The sequence below is a fragment of the Thioalkalivibrio halophilus genome (assembly GCF_001995255.1).
Taxonomy (GTDB): domain Bacteria; phylum Pseudomonadota; class Gammaproteobacteria; order Ectothiorhodospirales; family Ectothiorhodospiraceae; genus Thioalkalivibrio; species Thioalkalivibrio halophilus.
The window spans coordinates 1-22,408 of record NZ_MUZR01000023.1 but is presented as its reverse complement, the minus strand read 5'-3'; the positions used below and the strand labels follow the sequence as shown (position 1 = coordinate 22,408).

Below are 22,408 nucleotides of genomic sequence, written 5' to 3'. Positions count from 1 at the left end.
CCAACGGGAACGAGATGAAAATCTGCAAGGTAGAAAAAACGCTGGTATCGACCAACCGCATTCGCGACCTGGGGCATCGGCCGCTGCTCGTGGTGCAGGAAAAGGTCGGCGGGCCGCGTACCGTGGCGGTGGACGCCGTCGGTTGCGTTCCGGGTGACTGGGTGATCGTGGTGGGCTCGTCGGCGGCGCGCGAAGCGGCCGGTGACAAGTCCTATCCCAGTGACGCGACGATCGTCGGGATCATCGATCACTGGGAGGAGCAGTAAGACATGGACATCATGCGCGTGGAGGACGAGCTGACGGTGACCCGTCGGGTCGATGGCCTGAAAACGGCGTCCCTGCGCGTGCTGGTGGATGCGAAGGGCGGTCGCGCGGTCGCGGTCGATCCGGTGGGCGCGTACCCGGGCAACTGGGTGTTCACGATCAGCGGTTCGGCGGCGCGCCTCGCGCTCGATGACCATTCGATTCTGACCGATCTGACAATCGGCGGGATCATCGACTACTGGGACGACGGCAGTGATGACACGTCGTCGTCCGGGAAGGACAAGGCTGGGCAGGACCAGACCGATACCGGGCGCTTGGATGGCGGACGCAGGGCCGCTTGAGCGTCGAATTTTTCGAAGTAACCGTAACTCCGGGAGAAAATAGCAATGGCGAGTGAAAACTTTGGTGTGGCCCTGGGCATGATCGAGACCCGTGGTCTGGTTCCGGCGATTGAAGCGGCGGACGCGATGACCAAGGCCTCCGAGGTGCGTCTGATCGGCCGTCAGTTCGTGGGCGGCGGTTACGTGACGGTTCTGGTTCGGGGCGAGACGGGTGCGGTGAACGCGGCCGTGCGTGCCGGTGCCGATTCCTGCGAGCGTGTGGGTGACGGTCTGGTGGCCGCGCACATCATTGCCCGCGTGCATTCCGAAGTGGAAAGCATCCTGCCGTCCGCGCCCAGCGCCAGCGGCTCCGCCAGCTGAGGATACGCCGATGGCCGATCCACGGATCGTGGGCTATCTGAACCGGGCGGTCGCGCATGAAATGTCGGCGGTCCAGCAGTACATGGCCCAGGCGCGGTTGACCGCGCTCTGGGGCATGGCGGAGCTGAGCGACTCGTTGCGGCGGGAAGCGCAGGAAGAACTGGAGCATGCGGATCGCCTGATGACCCGCCTGATGCACTACGGGCTGGCCCCGCCCGGCGGCCAGCTGGCTCCGGTGCGTCTGGGGCGGTCAGTGCGGCAGCTGATGGAGTACAACCGTGCGCTGGAGCTGGACGCGGTGCGGATGTACGAGGAAGCAATGGCGTATTGCCGTCGCACCGGCGCCCGAGAGGATGCCGCGCTGTTTTCGGCCCTGCTCGACGAAGAGTGGGAACACGTGCGCGAGATCGATGCTCAAATGAATGCAAACGGCAGCGGAGATTCCGATGGCCGAGAACGGTGACGTGGTTCCCGCAGGCTGGGAGCCTGGCAAGGGTTCGCTGGTGTCGATCAGCAAGCAGTACACCTTTGATCGATACGGGGTGACGCGGGATTTCCTCGACCGGGTCGCGGATCTGTCCGAGGCCGACGGTTATCACCCGAACATAAGCTTCGGGACGACCTACGTGAACATCACCATCGACGCCCGGGACGGCGAGGCGATCGGCGAGGCGGATCGCGCCTTCGCGCTCGAGGTCGACCGCCTCGCCGGCGAGGTGACTTCATGACCCGGGGGTCATAATGAGCTCGCGGGTGATCGCGGTCGTCAATCAGAAGGGCGGGACCGGCAAGACCACCCTGACGATGAATCTCGCGGCCGGGCTGGCCCGGCGCGGCCGGACCCTGGTCGTCGACGCCGATCCTCAGGGTTCCGCCGGGCAATGGGCGCGCATGAGTTCGGAGCGCAAGCCGTTCCCGGCATCCGTGTTCGCGGTGGCAGGGCCGCTGGACCGGGAGCTGGCAAACCTGCGTCGGGATTATGATTTCGTGGTCATCGACTGTCCTCCGACCCTGGAAGGCGGTGCGGTGAACGGCGCCCTGGCGGCGGCGGACCTGGCGCTGATCCCGGTGCTTCCTTCGCCGGTGGACCTGTGGGGCAGTGTCCGCATGGGGACGGGCCTGGAGGAGGCACAAGGGGCGAACCGGGATCTGCAGGCGCGTATCGTGGTCAACCAGCTTGAGGTGCGCAGCGCGCTCTCGCGTGCGATGAAGCACGCCCTCATGGAGATCGACATACCCGCTCTGGAGCAGACGCTGCGGCGGCGGGCCATCTACCGGCGTTCGGCGCTGGAAGGCAGCTCCGTCTATGATCTGGGGAAACCCGGACAGGCGGCTGCGGCCGAGATCGAAGCCATCATCGAGGAGGTGTCACAATGAGTGACCTGCAGAACAAGCTGGCGGCCGGCGTGCGCGCGGCGCGCGAGAATCAGGACAACAAGGGCGAGGCATCGGGCACGTCGACGAATGAAACGTCGAGCAGCAAGCCGGAGTCCGCCACGGAGCAGAAACCGGCGGAGAACAAGCCGGCGCAAAAGCCCGCCTCCGGCAAATCGTCGTCCGGAAAGGCAACGACCGGTCCGCGGGGCAGCACGGCGAAGAAGCCTGCGGCTAAAAAGTCCGCGGGTGGCTCCGGCGCCACCCGCAAGAGCACCGGGTCGACGGCGGGAAAACGCTCCCCGGCTTCGAGCCGCGGTGGCCGCAAGGACTCCCCTGGCAATGACGATCGCGCCACCGGGGATACGCCCTGGGAGAATCTGCATCCGGATCGGGTCTGGCCGGACTGAGTCCGGGCGGGATTGCGAGCATGGCCGGGCGAAGCCCGGCCTTTTTGTGAAGGAGCATTGCCATGCAGGACGAACTGCGCGAATACCGGGTGACCGCAGAGCCCTATTACCAGCCGGTCGCGGACGAGGTGGAGCTGTACGAGGCGGCGTATGCGGCGCGCATGCCCATGATGCTCAAGGGTCCGACGGGCTGCGGCAAGACGCGCTTCGTGGAGCACATGGCCTGGAAGCTGGGCAAGCCGCTGGTGACGGTGGCCTGCAACGAGGACATGACCGCCTCGGACCTGCTGGGGCGCTATCTGCTGGACGCTGAAGGGACGCGCTGGCAGGACGGGCCGCTGACCATGGCGGCCCGGCTCGGGGCGATCTGCTATCTCGACGAGATCGTGGAAGCGCGCCAGGACACCACCGTGGTGATCCACCCCCTGACCGACAACCGGCGGGTGCTCCCGCTGGAGAAGAAGGGGGAAATGGTGAAGGCGCATCCCGATTTTCAGGTGGTGATTTCCTACAATCCGGGTTACCAGAGCCTGATGAAGGATCTGAAACAGTCGACCAAACAGCGCTTCGGCGCGCTGGATTTCGATTACCCGGATCATGCGACCGAGACCCGGATCGTCGCGCACGAGGGCGGTGTGGGCGAGGACGTCGCGGACAAACTGGTGAGCGTGGCCGAGCGTGCGCGCAACCTGAAGGGGCACGGACTGGACGAGGGAATCTCGACGCGGATGCTGGTGTATGCGGCTACGCTTATTGGCAAGAATGTCGCGCCGCTAGCCGCCTGCCGCATGGCCCTGGTGCGGCCCATCACCGACGATCCGGACATGCGCGATGCGCTGGATTCGGCGGTGACCACGTTCTTCTAGACCGCCTTCGAGGCGGCGCGAACGCGCGATGAGCATCCATCTGGAAGACTATTCGGACCTCCTCGAGGACCTCGGGGACCACGCCGCGCAGGTGCTTGAATCTGCGTGGCACGAGGCGACGCGTGCATTCAGCCCGGCGGGACTGGAACGCTACTACCTCGAGGGAGCCCGCAGCCTGCATTCCCTGGGACGCGGGACCGAGCTGGTCGTGGCGTTCATTCAGGAGGCGCCGGGGCTGGCGCATGAGCTGGGCGAGGATGCAGTGGCAGAGCTGCTGAGCGCGGCGATCCGCATGTACTCCAAAACCAGTTCGGCGGTGATCACGCTGGTGATCTCGACTGCGCCGATCGCGGCCCGCCGGCTCGGCGATCACTTCCTTTTCGAGGGCTATCTGCGCCTGCTGGATTCGCTGCTCGGGCAGGCCCCGCGCGGCGTGCGCCCGATGCTGGAGCACCTGGACGAGCTGCTGAGCCATCTGACCCTGGGCGGGTTGCGGCGCTGGGCCACCTGGGGCGCACAGGCCCATCGCTCCGATCTGGAGGCGCAGATCGAATACTTCGGCCTGCAGTCGCCGGAGTCGCGCTCGGTATTCCAGAAGGAACGCCGCGGGACCTTGTTCGTGGACGTGCAGCGGCGTATCAACCTGTATCTGCGCTCGTTGTGGGGACGCGATTTCTTCATGCGGCCGACCAGCGGCGATTTCGAATCGCGCGAAGGGTACCGGCCGTATATCCAGGGGTTCACGCTGTTCCTGCCCGATGCCTTCGACGACACCGACGAGCTGACCGGGCTTGACCTGTATCGCGCGGCGGCGGCGCATGCCGCCGCGCACATGGTGCATACCCGCGAGCGCCAGGAAGAAGAGGCGCCGCGGGGGATCCGGGGCGCGCTGCTGGAGCTGTTCGAGGATGCCCGGGTCGAGGGGCTGACACTGGCCGCATTCCCGGGGCTGGGGCAGATCTGGAAACCTCTGCACACGGCCACCCCGGAAGACGGCGATGCGCCGCAGCCACTGCTGGCACGGACCGCGCGCGCCCTGATCGACGCCGATTACACGGACCCGCACCCGTTCGTGGACGAGGCGCGGGCGGCCTTCGCCCGCGAGTCCGATCTGGAGCGTGCGGGACTGGCGGCGGAACTGGCGGAAGCGCTGGCGCCGGCGTTCCCGGAAAAGGGCTACGTGAACCCGAAGCAGATCGCGCCCGAGGTCGTCTACCGCGACGACAACCGCTATATCTGGGCGGTGGGCCGCGAGGACGAAGAAGAGGCGGAGGTGCTGGCCGCACACGGCTCGGGTCAGGAACGCATCTACGTCACGCCGATGGAGATGATCAACACCCTGGACGTGCCCAGTGCCGGGGACGATGCCCAGCAGATCATGGTCCTGGCGACGGAGTTCTTCCGCGATGGCGAGGACACCAGCATCAACGCGCAGGAGGGCAAGGAGCCGATCTCGCTGCCGTTCCACTATCACGAGTGGGACTACCAGATGCAGCTGGAGCGCCCGCACTGGGTGACGCTGCTGGAGCGTCGTCCGGAGAAGGGCGATCTGGACGAGATCTACGCGATCAACGAAAAGCACAAGCCGCTGATTGCACGTCTGAAATACCTGATCGAGGCGATTCAGCCGCAAGGCGTGCAACGCCTGCGTCGGCAGCCCGAGGGCGACGAGCTGGACGTGAATGCGCTGGTGGAGGCACAGATCGACCTGCGCATGAACCGGCAGCCCGACGAGCGCATCTACACCCGCACCCTGCGCCAGGAGCGGGATCTGTCCGTGCTGGTTCTGCTGGACCTGTCGGAATCGACCAACGAGACGGTGCGCGGGACCGACACCTCGGTGGTGCAGCTGGCGCGCGAGGCGACCACGCTGCTCTCGGGTGCGATCTCGCGTATCGGCGATCCGTTCGCGATCCACGGTTTCAACTCGGACGGGCGGCACGACGTCGAGTACTTCCGCTTCAAGGATTTCGATGCGCCCTGGGACGACACGGCGCGGGCGCGTCTGGCGGGGATGAAGGGGGCGCTCTCCACGCGCATGGGGGCGGCCATCCGGCATGCCACGGAGCAGCTGCGTGCCCGCGGCTCGCAGAAGAAGCTGATGCTGGTGATTACCGACGGCGAGCCCTCGGATACCGACGTGCGTGATCCGCAGTACCTGCGCTTCGACGCTCGCCGCGCGGTGGAGGAGGCCGGACGCAACGGCGTCCACAGTTTCTGCATGAGCCTGGACCCCAACGCCGATGATTACGTGGAGCGCATCTTTGGGAACCACTACATGGTGCTGGATCGGGTCGAACGGCTGCCGGAGAAATTGCCGATGCTGTATGCCGGCCTGACCACCCGTTAACAGGGGGCCGGCGTGAGTCAGAGCGATTCGACGCGGGATTCCGGCCTTCCGCAGGTGATGCTGAAGTCGGAGCTGCCGGCGCATCTGATCCGGCATGCGACCCTGCGCCAGCTGCAGGTCTTCGAAGCGATCGTGCGCCTGGGCAGCTTCACCCGCGCCGCGGAGGAGCTGCACCTGACCCAGCCGACGGTGTCCATCCAGATCAAGAAGCTGTCCTCCGCGCTGGGGCTGCCGCTGTTCGAATACGTCGGGCGGCGGGCGTCGCCCACCGAGGTAGGGTTGCTGCTGTACGACACCTGCCGCGAGATGCTCGGGGCGCTGACCAATCTGGAGATGAAGCTGGCCGAGATGCACGGCCTCAAGCGCGGGCGGCTGCGGCTGGCTGTGATCACCACGGCGCAGTACTTCGCGCCCAGCATTCTCGGCCAGTTCGCGCGGCGCTATCCCGACGTGGAGCTGTCGCTGGAGGTTTCGAACTTCGACCGGGTGCTGGACCGCCTGGCCAATAACGACGATGACCTGTACATCATCGGCCATGTGCCGGAGCGCCTGACCGACGTGGCGGTGTACCCCTTTGCACCCAACCCGCTGGTGGTGATGGCCAGCCGCGATCACCCGCTGGCCGGCCGCCGCAATATCCCGCTGCAGGAGCTGGAGCAGGAGAACTTCCTGATGCGCGAGCCGGGATCGGGGATCCGTGAGTCCACCCTCAAGCTGTTCCAGGAACACGGTATCAATCCGCGGGTGCGCATGGAGCTGGGTTCCAACGAGGCGATCAAGCAGGCGGTCATCGGTGGTCTGGGGATCTCGGTGCTGTCCCTGCATACCCTGAGCGCGGAGGGCGCGGAAGGGCCGGTGGCGCTGCTGGACGTGGAGCATTTCCCGATCCACCGTCAGTGGCACATCGTGCATCCGCGGCAGAAGGTGCTGTCGGTGGTGGCGCAGACCTTTCTCGACTTCGCCATTCAGGACGAGGCACGGCTGCGCAATCAGATCGAGGACATGCTGGCTGCCTTCAAGGCGCAGGCCGATGCCGGACAGGGCCCCTCCGCCGGATGAACGGTGCCGGCTGACAGGCCCGGCTGACAGGCTATGGGGGGCGGTTTACAATCCCCCGCAAAGTACAACCTTTGATCAGGGCCGCCACGGCGCCCGCGGAGAACACCCCGTGAAGAAGCCTTCCGACGACCGACCGCGCATCAGCGGCACCCGGTTCATTGATGCCGACAGCGAGCCGCGTGCCCGCTTCAGCCTGAGTGCCTCGTACCGGGACCAGCACCACCCCGTGACCGGCACCGGTGGCGACCCGAACTTCGGCGCCATCGATACCCCGGTGGACGAGAGCTGCGTGGTTTGCGCCCCCGCGACCCGGCGTCTGGCGGAAGAGCTGTTCGAACGCTGGAACGACGCGCTGAAAACCGGCGACGCTGATCGGGTTACCGACTGCTACGCTGAAGACGCGGTACTTCTGCCCACGGTGTCGAACGTCCCGCGCACCACGCGCGACGAGATCCGTGACTACTTCCGGCATTTTCTGGAGAAGCGCCCCGAGGGCACGATCACTCAGCGTAACGTGAAGTTCGGCTGCAACAAGCTGACGGATGCGGGTACCTATACCTTTCGCGTGCGCGACGGCGGTGAGGTCAGGGACGTACCGGCGCGTTACACCTTCGTCTACGAGAATCGCGACGGCGAATGGAAGATCGTGCATCACCACTCCTCGATGATGCCCGGTAGCGACTGAACCAGACCGACAGTCCCGTGCCCCGCGAGAGCCGGTGCGGGGCGACGTTTCTGACTGGAGGCAAGGACCATGGTTTCCGAACCGGTCGTTCTGTTTTTCCTGCTCGGCGCGATCGCCGGGCTGGCCAAATCCGATCTGAAGATCCCGATGGCGGTGTACGAGGCGCTGTCCATCTTTCTGCTTCTGGCCATCGGCCTGCACGGCGGGGTCAAGCTGGCCGAATCCGAGCTGGTGCCATTGCTCCTGCCCGGACTGGCCGTGCTGGTGGTGGCGGCGTTCATCCCGCTGATCGCCTTCCCGGTCCTGCGCTGGGTCGGCCGCATGACCCGCGCCGATTCGGCCTCCATCGCCGGCCATTACGGCTCGGTCAGCGTGGTGACCTTCTCGGTGGCGGTGGCCTACCTGGCCCAGCGCGGGCTGGATTACGAGGGACACATGATCGTGTTCCTGGTACTGCTGGAGATCCCCGCGATCGTGATCGGCATCCTGCTGGCCAAGGCGGGCACCGGTGGTGGGACGCGCTGGGGCAAGACCCTGCACGAGGTGTTTTTCGGCAAGAGCGTGTTCCTGCTGATCGGCGGGCTGCTGATCGGCTACCTGGCCGGTCCGGAGAACATCGAGCCGCTGGAGCCGATGTTCTGGGATCTGTTCAAGGGCGTGCTGGCGCTGTTCCTGCTGGAGATGGGACTGGTGGCCTCCAGCCGCATCGCCGAGGTGCGCAGTTACGGGGTCTTTCTGGTGGCGTTCGCGATCGTGATGCCGGTGGTGGCCGCACTGCTCGGTATTGTGCTGGGCTGGGGGCTGGGCATGTCGCTGGGCGGCACGCTGCTGCTGGCCACGCTGTACGCCAGTGCCTCGTACATCGCGGCCCCGGCAGCCATGCGCATCGCGGTGCCGGAGGCCAACCCGGCACTGTCGATCGGGGCCTCGCTGGGGGTGACGTTCCCGTTCAACATCTTCGTCGGCGTACCCCTTTACTTCTGGTTGGCCGAACAACTCTACGCAGTCGGAGGATAGGGCATGGAAGGCGAACCGATGCGCCTGATGGTGATCGTTACCGAGGCGATCCTGGAAGACATGCTGGTCGACGAGATCCGCAAGCTGGGCGCCAGCGGGTACACCGTGATCGATGCCCGCGGCTGGGGCGAACACGGCAAGCGTCGCGGCAACTGGCGCCAGGGCGGCAATATCCGCATCGAGGTGCTGGGGTCCGAGGAGCTCTGCACCCGCATTGCCGCGCACATGCGTGACACCTACCAGAAGGACTACGGGCTGCTGATCTACACCACCGACGCGCTGCTGCACAACTGAGGCGGCTGCGGCCATGGGTGCGCGGGAGGACGCAGAGCTGACCGCACGCGTGCGCCATGCGACCGGCGCCCGCGCGGCGTACCCGCAGGAGCGGGTGCAGGGGCTGTGGAGCGGTTATGGCGAGATCCGGCGCTACCGCCTGGAGGATGCGACGGTAGCCTCGGTGATGGTGAAGGACGTCCGCTACCCGGCAGCCGTCAGCCACCCGCGCGGCTGGGGCGGCGGGGTTTCCGACCGGCGCAAGCGGCGATCCTATGAAGTGGAGCGGGCCTGGTACGCGGATTTCGCCCCGCGGCTCGATCCGTCGCGCTGTCGGCTCCCGCGCTGTTTCGCGGCGGGTGGGGACGATCATGGCGGCTGGATGATCCTGGAGGATCTGGATGCGGCCGGTTTCCCGGACCGCCGCGAGCGCCTGGACTTCGACGGCGCGGTCCTCTGCCTGCGCTGGCTGGCCGAGCTGCATGCCGCGTTTGTCGGCACCGCACCCGACGGCCTGTGGCCGGTCGGCAGCTACTGGCATCTGGCGACCCGTCAGGAAGAATGGGCGGCGATCGAGGCCCCGGCCATCCGCCGCACGGCCGCGGAGGTCGATCGCCGGCTGAACGCGGCCCGCTTTCACACCCTGGTCCACGGTGACGCGAAGGTCGCGAACTTCTGTTTTGCTGCCGACGGGGGCGCCTTGGCGGCAGTGGACTTCCAGTACGTCGGCGGCGGCTGCGGGATGAAGGACGTGGCCTATTTCATCGGCTCCTGCCTCGACGAAGAGGAACAGGAGCATCGCGAGGCCGACCTGCTGGACGCCTATTTTGATGCCCTACGCGAGGCGCTGCGCGATCACCACCCGGACGTGGAGGCGGCCGCGCTGGAGGCCGAATGGCGGGACCTGTTCCCGCTGGCGCAGGCCGACTTCTACCGCTTCCTGGTCGGCTGGAGCCCGGCTCACTGGAAGATCCATGACTACAGCCGGCGGGTCGCGCTGGACGTCGTACGGCGGCTGGATCCGGGGCCGGCCTGAGGCGCGCCGGATCGGCTGGCCTCCTACGGTTGCCCCGGCCGGTAGGAGGCCGGCCCTCCGGCCGATTGTGCGTTCGGGGAATCTCCTGCGCCGGATCGGCCAGAGGCTGGCCTCCTACGACGGGTCGAACCCTGCCCCCGGTAGGAGGCCGGCCCTCCGGCCGATTGTGCGTTCGGGGAATCTCCTGCGCCGGATCGGCCAGAGGCTGGCCTCCTACGACGGGTCGAACCCTGCCCCCGGTAGGAGGCCGGCCCTCCGGCCGATTGTGCGTTCGGGGAATCTCCTGCGCCGGATCGGCCAGGGGGGCTGGCCTCCTGCGGCACCTTCCCTCCGGGCCGCAGGAGGGTGCCTTGCCGGCGCGCGATGACAGGCACCGGGTGAGCCTCCATGATGGGGACTGGTCGAACGGAGACCGCCGCGCGATGATCCCGCTGTGGTTCAAGCTGAGCTGGCTCGCCTTCCTCGCCGTGCTGGTGCCCGTGTACCTGCAGGAATACGGGCCGCTGAATTTCCTCTGGCTGTCCTCCATCGCGCTGGTGGCCGGCTGCGCGGCCGCCTGGCTGGAAAACCGGCGTCTCGCCTCCATGCTGCTGGTCGCGGTCCTGCTGCCGGAGCTCGTCTGGGTCCTCGACCTGGTGCTCAGCCTGCTGCTGCTAGGCAATCCGGTCATCGGTGCCGTGCACTACATGTACAACACCGACATCCCGCTGCACGTGCGCCTGCTTTCCCTCTATCACCTGCCGTTGCCGTTCGCGCTGCTGTGGATGGTCTGGCGCCTGGGTTACGACGCGCAGGCCTGGAAGTGGTGGCTGCCGATTGGCTGGGGCGTCCTGCTGGCCAGCTACGCGGTCGCGGAGGAGGCGGGCAACCTGAACTGGGTACTGGGCCCGCACGGCCAGCCGCAGGAATGGGTCGCACCCGAACTGTGGCTGGCGTTCGTGGTGCTGTTCTGCACCGTGATGTGGTGGCTCACGCACCGCCTGGTGCGGTGGCTGCACCGCCGCACGCGGGAAACGGGTGGCCCGGGTCAGGGGCCCGGTTCATGACGAGCCGGATTCGCGGGCGGGGTCCGGTGGTCGGGTGTTGGCGGGGCCGGCGACCCGGTTGCGGCCGGCCTTCTTGGCGCGGTAGAGGGCTTCGTCGGCTTCGTTGATCAGATCCTGACGTCCCCCGCGGCCCGAAGGGGTCCGGGTGGCGGTCCCGATGCTCACCGTGACCACGTCCGCGGTCGTGGAATATTCGTGCGGCAGCTGCTGCTCGAGGATGGCCCCGCGCAGCCGCTCGGCCGTCGCATGTGCGGCATCGGTGTCGATGCCGGGCAGGATCACCATGAACTCCTCGCCACCATAGCGCACCGCCAGCTGTTCCGGGTCATCGAGGGTTTCGCGGATGATGCTGCCGATGGTGATCAGGCAGTGGTCGCCGGCGGGGTGCCCGTAGTGGTCGTTGTAGGGCTTGAAATGGTCGACGTCGAACATGATCAGTGACAGGGGCCGCTGTTCGTGCCCCAGGCGGTCCCACTGTTCCTGGAGGTAGTCGTCGCCGCGCCGGCGGTTGGCGAGACCGGTCAGGCCGTCGCGCTCGGCGAGGTTCTGCAGCTCGCGATTCACTTCCTCGAGCTGGCGGGTGCGTTCGGCCACGCGGTCTTCAAGGGTGCGGGAATACTCCCGAACCTGTTCATACAGCCGGGCATTTTCAAGCGCGACGGCGGCCTGGGCGGCCAGCAGACGGACGACCTCGGCGCGGTCCGGGGGGAAGGCGCCGGCGGTCAGGTTGTTTTCCATGTACAGCGCCCCGACGAAGCGTTCCCGCCCCAGGGGTACGCAGAGCACGGAGACCACCTGACGCGCGGCGATGGCGGGGTCGTCGGTGAAGGGCCCCTCCTGGCTGGCGTTGTCCAGGACCACGGGCTCGCCGCTGCCCAGGACATGACTGACCAGGGAGATCGGCAGGGCGATGCCGCTGCCGTCGGGGGCGATGGCGCCGGGCCCGGATCCGGGTCCGGGTTGGAGTTCGGGGCCGGGCGGTGCCTGTGGCAGTTCACCGGCCATGGCTTCCACGCCGGGCAGGCCCTGGTCCCGTCGGACCAGACAGGCCCACTGGCCGCCGGCGTTTTCGAGCAGGATCTCCAGACTGGTGCGCAGCAGCTTCTCGGTCTCGATCTCTCCGGAGATGGCGCGCGAAGCCTTCATGATCGAAGCCAGATCAAGATCCTTATGGTCCAAGGCGTCATCGCCGGGATCGCCGCCGGGGCCGGCGATCTCCTCCAGGACCGGATGCCGTTCCTCCAGCAGGCGCACCTTGCGCCGCGCTCCCCAGCGCGCGTACAGCCGGTGGGCGGCCCGCAGGTAGCCCTCGGCCGCACGGCGGCGACCCCGGGCCAGCAGGTGCGATGCGGCCCGTTCGCTGGCCATCGCCTCGTCGCGCATGAATCCGCTGGCCGCGGCCGCTTCGATGGCGGCCTCGTATCGTTCCATGGCCGGTTCGTCGCTGCCGGACAGGCGTTCCAGCTCGGCTTCCATCAGATACTGCAGGTGCAGGAAGTTGTCCGGACAGTGGTCGGCCCAGCGCCGGATCCGGTCCAGGTCTTCCAGCAGCTGGTGCCGCATCGGGTCGTCAGGCGTCGTGACGCGATCGGGATGGACCCGGACGCAGGCCAGGAAGTCCAGCAGGTAGAAGCGCGCCAGCTGCGGCAGCGACATGGCCGAACGGATCAGACGCTGCCGGCGGGCCAGGTGCTCCAGGGCGTGCTCGGGGGCGTCGTGCAGGACGGCGACCTCGGCCTTGTAGATGTGGTAGTTGGCCACTCCGGTCATGAACTGGCGCTGGTGCATGCCGTCGAGGCAGGCGAGTTCGTCGAACCGCTCGTCGCTCAGCGACAGCGGGTCCCGCGTGAGGCCCTGAAAGGCGTACTGCATCTGCAGGAAGAGGGTGGCCGAATCCAGCGAGTCGCGATAGTTGCATTCGCGGACGATCGCGATGTTTTTCTCATGCTGGCGCGTGGCCTCCGGCAGGTCCAGTGCCGGGTCCCAGATCACGCAGTCCTGGGCGCTGTAGGCCAGATAGAGGAGATCGCCGGACTGGTGGCCGGCCTCGATGCCGCGCCGGAACCATGGGGTCAGGCTGGACCAGTGATGGCTCCAGTGGTGGATGAACATCGCGTAGACGTAGATCACCCGTGCCCGCAGGGCGAGGTCGTCGAATCGTTCGTTGATGGCCAGACCCAGGCGGCCGTACTCGAGCCCCAGCGCAGGGTCATCCAGCTCGCCACACAGCAGCATCCCGTAGGCGGCGTGGATGAAGGCGGCTTCGGGACAGTTACCATGGCGCAGGGACAGATTCACGCCCTTGAAGACCAGATACGGAAACAGGTTGCCGCTGCCCGACAGGAACGATGCCGGGAAGATCTCCATCAGCAGGCGCATGGCAAGGAGCACGGAACGGTCCTCGACGTTCGGGGCGTCCAGCAGGTCGGCGATCGCCCGATCCCCGAGGTGCTCCGTGATGCGTGCGCGCTCCTCGGCCACCTCGCGGTCGCCGGGATCCTCGTGGATCTCCACGCCCAACAGGCGCAGGCCCTCGATGGCCGTGTGCATGGAGGCCTCCATGCGGCCAAGCGTTGCGTACTGGCGGGTGCGGGTGGAGAGGAGTTCCACCTTTTCGTAGGTCCCGGGGGCGTGGTCGAACAGGAGCCCGGCCCATTCCTCGGCCTCGTCCTGCCGGCCGGTCAGATAGGCGCATTGCTGCAGCTCCCGGGCCAGTTCGAACGCCAGTTCCGGGTGCGTGGCGTCTGTCGGTTCGGGCAGCAGGGTATGGCCGACGTGCAGCAGTTCGTAGGCGGTTTCGTAGGCCGCCACGTTGCGCGCGCGTGTCCCCGCGCGCAGGTTGAAGCGGGCCAGCGCAAGACGTTCTTCGGGATCCTCGATCAGCGAGCGTCCCGCATTGAGATGGCGGACCATCTCCATCAGACGGTCGCCCTCGATCGCGTCACCGGAATGCCGGCGCATCAGGCGGCCGATGGACAAATGCACGTCGGTCATCTCGCGCGCATCCGACAGGCGGTAGGCGGCCTGCTGGACGCGGTCGTGTGCAAAGCGGTAGACCGGGTTCCACCGGTTCTCTTCCGGCGCACCGTCGTCCGGGGCGTGTCCCACCAGGCGATAGTCGGCGTGCAGCGGCACGATGGTGTGCTGGCGCAGGGCGGGCATCAGGGTCTCGGCCACCTCCGTGGCCGGGCATTCGCTGATCACCGCCAGGGTCTCGAGTTCGAAGGTGTTGCCGATGCAGGCGGCGAGCTGCAGGACGCGGCCGGTGGCTTCCGGCAGCTTGCGCAGGTTGTCGATCATGAACTCGACGATGTCGCTGCTGAGTCCCGCCCACAGGGCGGCTTCCGTGTCCCAGGTCCAGCCGCCGTCGGGACCGGGACGGATGACGCCTTCGTCATGCAGTGTCTGCAGCAGCTCGCCGGTAAAGAACGGGTTGCCCCGGGCCTTGTCGTGGACCAGGTCGCCCAGCGGGCGAACCCGCGCCTCGTCGTCCTGCAGGGTATCCGCCACCATGCGGCGTATGGAGTCGCGGTCCAGCGGAGCGACCGGCAGGTCGTGTACCGGGCGCCCCGCGCGCACGGGCTCGAAGGCCTGGTGCAGGGGGTGCCCCGGGGGCACCTCGTTGCTGCGATAGGCGCCGATGATCAGGAGGTGGTCGGTATCGCGTGACAGGGCGAGCTGCCTGATCAGGTCTCGGGTCGGACCGTCACTCCACTGCAGGTCGTCGATGAACAGGACCAGCGGGTGCCCGCGGCCGGCAAACACCCGGACGAAGTCGGCCAGCACGATTCGGCTGCGGTTGCGTGCCTCGTCGGGAGGCAGCTCGGCGACCGGTGGCTGGGGACCGATGATCAGTTCCAGTTCCGGGACCAGATCCAGCACCAGCTGAGCGTTGGGAGACAGCGCCTCGTTCAGCCGTTGCTTCCAGCGTGCAAGCCGCGCCTCCGGTTCGGCCAGCAGCTGATGTACCAGGGTGCGGAAGGCGGCGGCTATTGCGGAGTAGGCGCCCTGATGGAACTGGTCGAACTTGCCCCGCGCGAAAAAGCCCCGTTCCCGTACCAGCGGGCGGTCGATCTCGTTGACCAGGGCGGATTTGCCGACGCCGGAGTAGCCGTGCACCAGGCACAGTTCGGTGCCGCCCGCCGCGGCCGATTCGAACAGCTCCGCGAGTTCGTCCAGCTCCCGTTCCCGGCCGTACAGCCGCTGCGGCAGGAGGAAGCGGGTCGGCCGGTCATGCCGCGCTGGCTCGAAGTCCTCGAGCCCAGCGCCGGACGCCACGGCCTCGGCGCACTCGGCCAGGTCGTGCGCCAGACCCGCGCCGGTCTGGTAGCGATGCTCGGGATCCTTGGCCAGCAGCCGCAGCAGGATCCGCGCGACCGCGGGCGGGAGATCGGGGGCCAGGTCGCCGGGGTCCGGAGGCGTCTGGCTGATGTGGGCATGAACCCATTCGAGGACGCTTTCGGCGGTGAACGGGCGTTGTCCGGCAAGGGCCTCGAACAGCGTGACGCCCAGGGAATAGAAGTCACTGCGGTAATCCAGTTCGCGGTTCATGCGCCCGGTCTGTTCGGGCGAGAGATAGGGCAGGGGCGCCCGGCTGCCGGCCTCCAGCGATCCCTGGCGTTCGCGCCCGAGCTCCGAGGCCAGACCGAACCCGGTGAGCCGCGGCGAATCCTCGTCGGCGGGCAGGCGGATATGGTCGGGGGTGACGGCCTTGTGCACCATGCCCCGGGCATGGAGCCCGTCCAGGATCTCCGCGATGTGACCGCCCATGGTCAGCCCCTGCGCGAGCGGCATCCGGCCGTCGGGTGCCCGCGCCAGCCGGTCGCTCAGGGTCTCCGTCACCGGTTCGGTTACCAGCGCCGTGCGTCCGCGGCCACAGGTCTCCACGGCATGGACCTGCAGGACCCCGTCGACGTCCGCCAGTGCGCGGGTGATGCGTCCGTCCCGGCGGATCTCCGCCAGCTGCCGCCGCGACGGATAATCCGAGGCCAGGGTCTCGATGACCCGTTCTTCCCCGGAGCATTCCTCGCGTGCCTGGTAAAGCACGCGTTCGCGGTCGCGGCGCAGGACAGGCCCGACCCGGTATCCGGTCAGCCGCAGGGCCTCGGTGGTCATGCGGCTAACGGGCGTCTTCGGGACGGGTGGCGGGGCCGCTGGCCGTGTGCGGGACGCTCATTCGCGTGACGATGCGGGTCCGAAGATGCGTTCGAACGTCGCCGCATAATCCTCGCGGGCCGTGTCGCGCAGGGGTTCGCCGTGGCCGCAAAGCGCATGCCGGAAGTCCCGTTCGATCAGGCGATCGAAATCCTCGGCACCGGGTTCGGCGTTCTGCAGCCAGAGTGGTCCGATGTTGGCCGGGGTGAAGAACCCCATCTCGCGCATGCGCTCGCGGGATTCGTCGGAGAAGAACGTGTCGGGGGCCGTCCAGTTCTGCAGTGCGTCGCAGGCCACCAGGATGCCCCCGTCGCGGTGCAGGTGCAGGATGGCTTCGGGGATCCGGGTAGTCCGGAAGGCGAACAGGTCGGCATCGGACACCGGCAGGGCCCCGTCCGGGTCCAGCGGGTGGTCGGCCGGCAGGCCGGTTTCGTGGGTCATCTCCGGCAGGGCCCAGTAACGTGCGCCGTACTGCTGCACGTAGAACGGGTCGTCCCGACCGTGCAATGCCCCCAGGCGGACCACGTCGGTGACCCGCCCGAGCTTCTCCAGTGCCGCCAGTCCCTCGCTGTCCAGACGTACGCTGTTGACCACGATCAGGCGGTCTTCGTCGCGGATCACGGTCATGTTGCGGCTGAATTTCCAGTCGGCATCCAGCAGACGGGTTTCCATGGCACCGGTGACGAAAAAGACGCCGTCATGGACTTCTTCGAGCGTGCCGTGTGGCAGGGCTGCGGGGAGTGTGCTCATGCGGGTTCCTTGCAGGCCGGGGCTGTGGTCTCAATGGTAGTCGAAGTGCCCGACATAGCGATATTCGCGGTCGTATTCCCGCAGATAGTTGTACAGGTACTGGCGCTGGGCCGGGCCGAGCCGATCGGCGCGCAGATCCTCGAGGGTTTCCGAGCCGTCGCTGGTGTCCATGCGGCGCAGGTGAAACAGGGTCATGTCCTGTCCGCCAAAGAAGTCCCTGAGCCAGGTGTGTGCGGGCCGGGCATCACTCATGTCGAACACGGCCCCGTAGAGGGCGGTGAGATGCGGGTGCCCGGGCAGCGACCGGGCATCGAAGCGCGGGTGGCTGCCGGGCGGGTGCTCGAACGGCGGGGCGTCCTCGACGGCGAGGGTTGGCTGGGCGTGCAGCCGGGCAATGTGTTCCCGGTCGAGCCCGGCGCGTTCGGCACCGCGGATCAGGATGTTGAGGTAGCGCTGGCTGGGCAGGCAGCGATCATCCAGAAAATCCGGCCGCCCGCGATAGGCGTAGGCGCTTTCGGTCCCCTCCGGGGTCTCCACTTCGACCACGATGCGGTCATAGCCCACCCCTTTCGCCTCAACCTTGTCCAGGGCCGGCAGGCTGTCGTCCGGACACTCGTGCAGGATGCCCACCACGCGGTCGCCGGGCGTTGCGGAGGGCTCGATGTTGCCCACGCCCCCCTCGTGGCGGAAGAAATGCCGGACATTGAATCGCAGCTGCCAGCCGTGGAGCACGGCGGGCCGCGAGCACACCGGCTCCACCCCCTTGGCCCGCAGCGAGATCAGATCCAGGTTGGAGCCAAAGCCGAAATACCGAAACAAGCTCGCTCTCCGTTTGCCGCAGGGTTCAAGTGTTATTCCTCGCCAATGGTGTGGTCAAGGGTGAGTGCTCGCGGCTCTACCTGATCCGGGGTGTGGTATTTTAGGGCGTTAAATTCGGAAAGGTTTGAAGTCTGCATGATCCCTGGGGTGGCCGGCGCGGAGAAGACGGGAGCAGGGTGCCGTGTCCGGGAGGCGCGGGATTCGTGACTGGCGTGATCCTGCGGGGTGCGTTGTTGCTGTTTTCCCTCGTCCCGGCGATGTCGGTGGCCGACGCGAACCTCCACATCGATTCCCTGGCAGAGGAGGCCGTCCCGGAGGACCCGGACGCCGCGGCCCTGGCCGAGCTGGACTGGGAGGCGCAGCCGGGGCGCACGGCCATCGAGCGTGATCACAGCCGCTGGTGGCGGGTGCGGTTCGAGCCGCAGGAGGACAACCATGAGCCCCGGGTGCTGGCGCTGCGGGAGGTGTTCGACGCGCGTCTGGTGGTGTACCGCCCGCCAGATTACCGTCCGGAGACACTGGAGCTGTTCGACCCTAACGCCCCGGTAGTCGGTTCCCGGCACCGTCTCGCACTGGAGCTGGAGTCCGCGAGTTCGGATCATCCCGTTTATTTCCGGATCCTCGAGGCCCGTTCACAGCCCATCGGTCTGAGTGCGACATCGGCGTCGTCCTACCTCGAGTCCGATCGTCAACGCGTGCGCTTTACCTCCGCGGTGCTGGCGGCCAGTGTGCTTCTTGGCCTGGTCAGCGCGATCTTCGCCGCGACCCTGCGACGTCTGGCGCACGGGCTTCTGGGCATGTGGGTGTTCTTTGGCGGGGTGTACTTTGCGGTCCTGAGCGGGGAAGCGCTGGTGCTCTGGCCCGGGCCCGTCGACGGGGGCGTCGCGCTGCAGGCGGCCAGCCTGGTTGCGAGTATCGGCACCCTGGCGGCGTTTTCCGCCCTCTACCTGTTTCTCGACATTCGCCGGGCCTTCCCGCGGCTGGCACGGGTGTTTCGCGGCCTGCTGTGGATGGTGGCCGGATTCCTGCTGGCGGGGCTGGTGTTCCCGGGTGCATGGCTTGCGGGGTGGATGAACCTCCTGTTGCTGGTGCTCGCGACGATCACGCTGGGGGTGGCCGTCCTGCAGGCACGTGCCGGTGTCGGTCAGGCGTGGTTCTATCTCGTGGGCTGGGGAGGCGTGACCGTGGTGGTGATGGCTCGCGCCGGCCATTTCCTGATGGGCGACGGGACGCCCGTGTGGCTTGAATACGCCCACCCCGCGACGCACGTGACCAGCGCCCTGGTGCTGGTGCTCGCCGGTGCCCTGGCGGCGCGCCATGCCGAGCGCGAGATGCATCAGGCGCGGCGGCGGGCTGTCACCGATGCGCTGACCGGATTGCCGAACCGGGCACGGCTGAACGATCGTCTGCAGGAGCTGGCGCAGGGCGCGCAATTGGCAGATCGTCCACTGAGCGTGTTGTTTGTCGATCTGGACCATTTCAAGACTCTGAACGACACCCATGGCCATGCCTTCGGCGATCGTTGTCTGCAGGAAGCGGCCCGTACCCTGCAGCGCCATTTGCGTCAGCACGATCTGGTCGCGCGCTATGGCGGTGAGGAGTTTGTTGTGGTGCTGGAGGAGAATCTCGGTGACGCCAGTCGAGTTGCCGAGACCCTGCGTGAGGCGGTCAGCAAGGATTGCAGGCGTGTGGACGGGCATGAGATTCATCTCACGGTTTCGATTGGTCTTGCCCATCGGGGGTATGGCGAATCGCTGGAGCATCTTTTAGAGCGGGCGGACGATGCGCTCTATCGGGCAAAGGGGGGTGGCCGCAACCGTGTGGTCCGTGCCCCCGACCCGGTGGATTTCGAGTCGACAGGGAGGGATGTCCGCGATGAAACCGTATATTGACACCACTGAGCTGCAGGCAGGCGATATCCTGCTGATGCGGGGCAGAAGCTCGCTTTCGGATCTGATCGCCTGGTTCGGTGATTCGGTCTACAGCCATGCGGCGGTCATGTGTTCCGACACCCATTTCGTCGAGGCGGCCATGCCACGGTCACGCATGGTGGCGCTCGACGAGCGACTGCGTCAGACCGACGCTTATCACTTCATTGAGGTCTTTCGCCCAACCGCCGATGACGGCAACCCGCTGGACGAGGTGCAAAGGGAGCGACTGGCCCGGGCGGCAAGCCAGCAGGTCGGCGTGGATTACCCCGTGGACATGCTGGTGCAGCTGGCGGCCGTCGCGGTCGTGCGTGACCGGATTCCGGAAGACGGCTGTCTGCGCTGGCTGCTGCGCGAACTGGTCGATCACCTGATCTGTTTCGACCCGGAGCATATGGTCTGCAGCGAACTGGTCTATCAGGCGATGCGCCAGGCGGAACTGGCGCCCACCATCGTGGTCGCCGCCCGTCTCGACCAGCCCTTCCCCGATGTGGATGTCCGGGAACTGGTTCGCGAATGGCTGGAGGCACGCGGTGCCGGATCAATGGGGCAGGGTCAGGCGTTGATGCCCGAACCCGTCAACGAAGAGGAACTGGTCGGGGCCTATCATCGACTGCGGCAGGAACGCCGTTTCGTCGCGGGGGGCTTCAGTCCGCACCCGGTACCCGATCCGAATCCGGCGACGATCCTGCCCGTGGATCTGTCCACCAGTCCTCAGGTGCGGCGCCTCGGCCGCCTGCGCCTGCTCGCAGAAGGAATGAACGGCTGAGCACAATGGAATGAAGGCCCGGCGGGGCCGGGCCTTCGGGGGAGGGCAGGGTCAGTCCGCCAGGCGCTTGTACTTGACCCGGTGCGGCTGGTCGGCCGCGGCGCCCAGGCGCTGGTGGCGGTCTTCCTCGTACTCCTGGTAGTTGCCTTCGAAGAACACCACGTTGCCGTCTTCCTCGAATGCGAGGATATGCGTGGCGATACGGTCGAGGAACCAGCGGTCGTGCGAGATCACGATGGCGGAGCCGGGGAAGTCCAGCAGGGCCTCTTCCAGCGCGCGCAGGGTCTCGACGTCGAGGTCGTTGGTGGGTTCGTCCAGCAGCAGGAAGTTGCCGCCGCTCTGCAGCAGCTTGGCGAGGTGCACGCGGTTGCGCTCCCCGCCGGAGAGCTCCTTCATGCGCTTCTGCTGGTCCTGGCCCTTGAAGTTGAAGCGGCCGCAATAGGCGCGTGACGGCATTTCGAAGTTGCCGACCCGGATGACGTCCTGACCGCCGGAGATCTCTTCCCACACGGTCTTCTCGTCTTCCAGCGCATCGCGGTTCTGGTCCACGTAGGCCAGCTGGACGGTCTCGCCGACGTCGACCGTGCCGTCGTCCGGCTGTTCCTGGCCCGAAATCATGCGGAACAGGGTGGTCTTGCCCACGCCGTTCGGGCCGATCACGCCGATCAGCGCACCGCGCGGCACGTTGAACGACAGGCCCTGGTAGAGCACGCGATCGCCGTAGTGCTTGGACAGGTTGTCCACCTCCAGCACCTTGTCGCCCAGACGCGGGCCCGGCGGGATGTAGATTTCCTTGGTCTCGGAACGCTTCTGGTAGTCGCTGGAGGCGATCTCCTCGAAGCGCTTCAGGCGGGCCTTGCTCTTGGCGCCGCGGCCCTTGGGATTGGAACGTACCCACTCGAGTTCGGCTTCCATCGCCTTCTGCCGCGCGGCCTCGGCCTTTTCTTCCTGCTTCAGGCGCTTTTCCTTCTGCTCCAGCCACTGCGAGTAGTTGCCCTGGAACGGGATGCCCTGGCCACGGTCGAGCTCGAGGATCCAGCCGGCCACGTTGTCGAGGAAGTAGCGGTCATGGGTGACTGCGACGACGGTGCCCTGGAACTCCTGCAGGAAGCGCTCCAGCCAGGCCACGGACTCGGCATCCAGGTGGTTGGTCGGCTCGTCGAGGATCAGCATGTCCGGGCTGGATAGCAGCAGCCGGCACAGGGCCACGCGGCGGCGCTCGCCGCCGGAGAGGTTGTTCACGTCGGCGTCCCACGGCGGCAGGCGCAGGGCGTCGGCCGCGACCTCGAGCTTGCGGTCCAGGTTGTGACCGTCGGCGGCCTCGATCTTCGCTTCCAGTTCGGCCTGCTTCGCGGCCAGGGCGTCGAAGTCGGCATCCGGCTCGGCATAGGCGGCATACACCTGGTCCAGTTCGGTCAGGGCCTCCTTTACCGAGGCAACCCCGTCTTCCACGTTGCCGCGCACGTCCTTTTCCGGATCGAGGTGCGGTTCCTGCGGCAGGTAGCCGATCTCGATGCCCGGCTGCGGCCGCGCCTCGCCGACGATCTCGGTGTCCACGCCGGCCATGATGCGCAGCAGGGTGGACTTGCCGGCCCCGTTGTAGCCCAGCACGCCGATCTTGGCGCCGGGGAAGAAGTTGAGGTTGATGTCCTTGAGGATGTACTTCTTCGGCGGGACGATCTTGCCCACGCCGTTCATCGTGTAGATGTACTGCGCCATGATGCTCCTGCGAAGCGTTTGTCGGGGTAATCAGGGCGTGCACTTTACCATTCCGGCCGGCGGGAAGCTTGGTGGTCGGCCTGCGGGCGGGGCGGTGGCTCGACAGCGCGATGACCGGCCCCGAAAATGACCCGATGATCACGTGGTGGCAGGGCCTGTTGCTGGTAGGGGCGGGGGGTGCGCTGGGC

The 22,408-nt window shown here is 67.0% G+C and carries 21 protein-coding genes and 1 pseudogene; 18 read left to right on the top strand and 4 right to left on the bottom strand.

What is annotated here, in order from left to right:
- The first annotated feature begins 14 nt into the window (after positions 1-14).
- The 15 genes from csoS4 to B1A74_RS07285 all read left to right on the top strand — a co-directional run bounded on the left by csoS4 (position 15) and on the right by B1A74_RS07285 (position 11,081).
- A complete protein-coding gene (gene csoS4 / locus B1A74_RS07355; protein WP_018870589.1) occupies positions 15-266 on the top strand; it encodes an alpha-carboxysome shell vertex protein CsoS4 in 252 nt (83 codons plus the stop codon).
- Positions 267-269: 3 nt separating this feature from the next.
- Complete coding sequence (locus B1A74_RS07350) at positions 270-605, top strand: carboxysome peptide B (protein WP_077244226.1); 336 nt, start codon at positions 270-272, stop codon at positions 603-605.
- A gap of 45 nt (positions 606-650) precedes the next feature.
- Positions 651-965: an alpha-carboxysome major shell protein CsoS1 gene (gene csoS1, locus B1A74_RS07345; RefSeq protein ID WP_019022380.1), complete on the top strand. Its 315-nt coding sequence runs from the start codon at positions 651-653 to the stop codon at positions 963-965.
- A 10-nt stretch (positions 966-975) separates the two neighbouring features.
- Positions 976-1,428, top strand: coding sequence for a ferritin-like domain-containing protein (locus B1A74_RS07340; RefSeq protein WP_024330046.1), 453 nt, complete (start codon positions 976-978; stop codon positions 1,426-1,428).
- Entirely contained in the window at positions 1,412-1,693 is a 282-nt protein-coding gene (locus B1A74_RS07335; protein ID WP_018871382.1) for a 4a-hydroxytetrahydrobiopterin dehydratase, read from the top strand. The genes B1A74_RS07340 and B1A74_RS07335 overlap by 17 nt, the downstream gene beginning before the upstream one ends.
- Positions 1,694-1,706: 13 nt before the next feature.
- Positions 1,707-2,342: a ParA family partition ATPase gene (gene parA, locus B1A74_RS07330; protein WP_024330044.1), complete on the top strand. Its 636-nt coding sequence runs from the start codon at positions 1,707-1,709 to the stop codon at positions 2,340-2,342.
- Positions 2,339-2,749, top strand: coding sequence for a hypothetical protein (locus B1A74_RS07325; RefSeq protein WP_024330043.1), 411 nt, complete (start codon positions 2,339-2,341; stop codon positions 2,747-2,749). Before parA ends, B1A74_RS07325 begins: the two co-directional genes overlap by 4 nt.
- A 62-nt stretch (positions 2,750-2,811) precedes the next feature.
- A complete protein-coding gene (locus B1A74_RS07320; RefSeq protein ID WP_018947961.1) occupies positions 2,812-3,615 on the top strand; it encodes a CbbQ/NirQ/NorQ/GpvN family protein in 804 nt (267 codons plus the stop codon).
- A 28-nt stretch (positions 3,616-3,643) separates the two neighbouring features.
- On the top strand, positions 3,644-5,965 hold the full coding sequence (locus tag B1A74_RS07315; RefSeq protein WP_077244225.1) for a nitric oxide reductase activation protein NorD: 2,322 nt from the start codon (positions 3,644-3,646) through the stop codon (positions 5,963-5,965).
- A 57-nt stretch (positions 5,966-6,022) separates the two neighbouring features.
- Positions 6,023-7,024, top strand: coding sequence for a LysR family transcriptional regulator (locus tag B1A74_RS07310; protein ID WP_018871377.1), 1,002 nt, complete (start codon positions 6,023-6,025; stop codon positions 7,022-7,024).
- Positions 7,025-7,133: 109 nt separating this feature from the next.
- The gene (locus B1A74_RS07305) at positions 7,134-7,709 is read left to right on the top strand and encodes an SgcJ/EcaC family oxidoreductase (protein WP_018947964.1); all 576 of its coding nucleotides are present in this window, start codon (positions 7,134-7,136) and stop codon (positions 7,707-7,709) included.
- A gap of 69 nt (positions 7,710-7,778) precedes the next feature.
- Positions 7,779-8,726: a sodium-dependent bicarbonate transport family permease gene (locus B1A74_RS07300; RefSeq protein ID WP_018947965.1), complete on the top strand. Its 948-nt coding sequence runs from the start codon at positions 7,779-7,781 to the stop codon at positions 8,724-8,726.
- A 3-nt stretch (positions 8,727-8,729) separates the two neighbouring features.
- Entirely contained in the window at positions 8,730-9,020 is a 291-nt protein-coding gene (locus B1A74_RS07295) for a P-II family nitrogen regulator (protein ID WP_018871374.1), read from the top strand.
- A gap of 13 nt (positions 9,021-9,033) precedes the next feature.
- The gene (locus B1A74_RS07290; protein WP_077244224.1) at positions 9,034-10,035 is read left to right on the top strand and encodes a phosphotransferase; all 1,002 of its coding nucleotides are present in this window, start codon (positions 9,034-9,036) and stop codon (positions 10,033-10,035) included.
- Between the two features lie 422 nt (positions 10,036-10,457).
- Positions 10,458-11,081 (top strand): hypothetical protein, encoded by a 624-nt coding sequence (locus B1A74_RS07285; RefSeq protein ID WP_077244223.1) that lies wholly within the window; start codon positions 10,458-10,460, stop codon positions 11,079-11,081.
- Here B1A74_RS07285 and B1A74_RS07280 read toward each other — a convergent pair.
- Genes B1A74_RS07280 through B1A74_RS07270 form a run of 3 tightly spaced genes read right to left on the bottom strand, consistent with a single transcriptional unit; the run spans position 11,076 to position 17,804 of the window.
- Entirely contained in the window at positions 11,076-16,196 is a 5,121-nt protein-coding gene (locus tag B1A74_RS07280; RefSeq protein ID WP_077244222.1) for a diguanylate cyclase domain-containing protein, read from the bottom strand. The two genes, B1A74_RS07285 and B1A74_RS07280, sit on opposite strands and share 6 nt — an antisense overlap.
- A 57-nt stretch (positions 16,197-16,253) precedes the next feature.
- Positions 16,254-16,985 carry an MBL fold metallo-hydrolase gene (locus B1A74_RS07275; RefSeq protein WP_077244221.1) on the bottom strand — a complete coding sequence of 244 codons (732 nt, stop codon included), beginning with the start codon at positions 16,983-16,985 and terminating at the stop codon, positions 16,254-16,256.
- A 30-nt stretch (positions 16,986-17,015) separates the two neighbouring features.
- Positions 17,016-17,804, bottom strand: coding sequence for a gamma-glutamylcyclotransferase family protein (locus B1A74_RS07270; protein ID WP_077244220.1), 789 nt, complete (start codon positions 17,802-17,804; stop codon positions 17,016-17,018).
- 203 nt (positions 17,805-18,007) lie between these two features.
- On the opposite strand from B1A74_RS07270, the gene B1A74_RS07265 reads away from it, so the two are divergent.
- Positions 18,008-19,696 (top strand): GGDEF domain-containing protein, encoded by a 1,689-nt coding sequence (locus B1A74_RS07265; protein WP_244269189.1) that lies wholly within the window; start codon positions 18,008-18,010, stop codon positions 19,694-19,696.
- Positions 19,680-20,501, top strand: coding sequence for a C40 family peptidase (locus tag B1A74_RS07260; RefSeq protein ID WP_077244218.1), 822 nt, complete (start codon positions 19,680-19,682; stop codon positions 20,499-20,501). Before B1A74_RS07265 ends, B1A74_RS07260 begins: the two co-directional genes overlap by 17 nt.
- A gap of 51 nt (positions 20,502-20,552) precedes the next feature.
- Here B1A74_RS07260 and ettA read toward each other — a convergent pair whose 3' ends face one another.
- On the bottom strand, positions 20,553-22,220 hold the full coding sequence (gene ettA / locus B1A74_RS07255; RefSeq protein WP_024329326.1) for an energy-dependent translational throttle protein EttA: 1,668 nt from the start codon (positions 22,218-22,220) through the stop codon (positions 20,553-20,555).
- 110 nt (positions 22,221-22,330) lie between these two features.
- Between ettA and B1A74_RS14485 the strand changes: the two are divergent.
- Positions 22,331-22,408, top strand: a pseudogene (locus B1A74_RS14485) (camphor resistance protein CrcB); the annotation flags it as partial.